The 1531-nt window shown below is 39.1% G+C and carries 1 protein-coding gene and 1 pseudogene; both read right to left on the bottom strand.

The genetic code is table 11. From position 1 onward, the window contains the following. Positions 1 to 73: 73 nt before the first annotated feature. Positions 74 to 781 carry an arginine ABC transporter permease ArtQ gene (gene artQ / locus CBG25_RS15030; protein WP_290607638.1) on the bottom strand — a complete coding sequence of 236 codons (708 nt, stop codon included), beginning with the start codon at positions 779 to 781 and terminating at the stop codon, positions 74 to 76. Between the two features lie 12 nt (positions 782 to 793). After that, positions 794 to 1501, bottom strand: a pseudogene (locus CBG25_RS15025) (transporter substrate-binding domain-containing protein). Positions 1502 to 1531 lie beyond the last annotated feature (30 nt).

Genomic DNA, 1531 nt, shown 5'->3' with positions numbered 1-1531 from the left:
CTTTTGGCGCTGCTGACGGCGCTAAAATACCCAGATGAGGATATCGACTGGAACGCACTACTACCCTGGAAAATCACCTTACCTTAAACCACGCAGCAGCGCACTGTGTGGTTCCAATGACGCTTACGATTAATGCCACAATTAAATACCAAGTAAAAGGTTCCTGAGTACGATTGACAATCGTTTTGGTTTGCAATATTAAGTCATTTACGCTAATCAGTGAAACCAATGCAGTATCTTTTAGCAATACCAGCCATTGATTGCCTAAGCCAGGTAATGCATGACGCCACATTTGGGGCATAATAAGCCGTAGGAAAGCAATATTTCGATTGAGACCCAATGCATGAGCTGATTCCCATTGGCCGGATGGTATCGCTTTTAGGGCGCCTCTTAAGGTTTGCGATGCATAGGCGGCATAGAGTAGAGCAAGAGCAACAACACCACAAAAAAAAGGGATAAAATCGAATTCACTATTTTGTGGGAAGAACCATTCAGGATCAACTTGCCAGGTTGTTTGCCAGAAAATGAAATTAATATTAATGCCGTCACCTAACAACATAATAAATTGTAATGTGCCATAGTAAACGAACAGCACAACTAATAATTCAGGTAATCCGCGAATTAAAGTCACCCAGCAAGAACCAAGCAAGGCTACAGGCCGCCAGGGAGCAGATTCCCAAGCAGTAAATACCAGGGCTAATAACAGCCCTAGTATCAAAGCAATACCAGCAAGAGTAATCGTCAAACCGGCGGCATTTATTAGAAACAACAGATTATTCATCACGATAATCAACTATTTTTGCAACCATTTTTGATAGATAGCATCATAGGTGCCATCTTGTTTTACTTGTGCCATCGCTTTATTTAATTTATCTAGCAGCGTTTTGTTTCCTTTGCGTACCGCAATACCCAGACCCACACCAAAATAATTAGCATCTGTTATTTTTTCACCCACGGCGGCAAGGTTTTCGTTACCTTTTGTTTTTAACCATTCCGTTGTAACAGCGGTATCTCCAAACACAGCATCTATACGGCCATTTTGTAAATCGAGGATAGCAGTTTGGTAATTATCATACGGGACAGCTTGCATCTCTTTATGCTGTTGGCTGATATATTTTTGATGGGTGGTTCCATTTTGCACGCCAACTTTTTTACCCTTTAATAATGATATTTTATTAATTTTATTTTTTACTGCGATAAATGTTGCTGAGTTATTATAATAACTATCAGTAAAATCAACTTGTTTTTGCCGCTCTGGGGTAATATCAATTCCAGCCATCAAAGCATCAAATCTACGCATTTTCAAACTGGGGATTAAGCTATCAAAAGATTGATGAGTAAATGTACAGTTGGCATTGAGTTTTTTACATATAGCATTGGCCAGATCAATATCAAAACCGACAATAAACTAGTTGCTGAATAGAGACTTGCATTTTTTGTCACGCTATTGAGAATAAAAAGAGGTTTAACTTAGAGAATAAAGGTTTGAAATGATCAACAAAGAGCGGCTGTTACGAGATAATCGTTTATG

The sequence above is a fragment of the Arsenophonus sp. ENCA genome (assembly GCF_002287155.1).
GTDB lineage: Bacteria > Pseudomonadota > Gammaproteobacteria > Enterobacterales > Enterobacteriaceae > Arsenophonus > Arsenophonus nilaparvatae.
Note: the sequence above shows the minus strand (reverse complement) of the source record. Positions and strands in the feature narration are given on the sequence as shown.

Coding starts and splice junctions, on each gene's coding strand:
- artQ (WP_290607638.1), bottom strand. CDS start 781: ATGAATAATCTGTTGTTTCTAATAAATGCCGCCGGTTTGACGATTACT.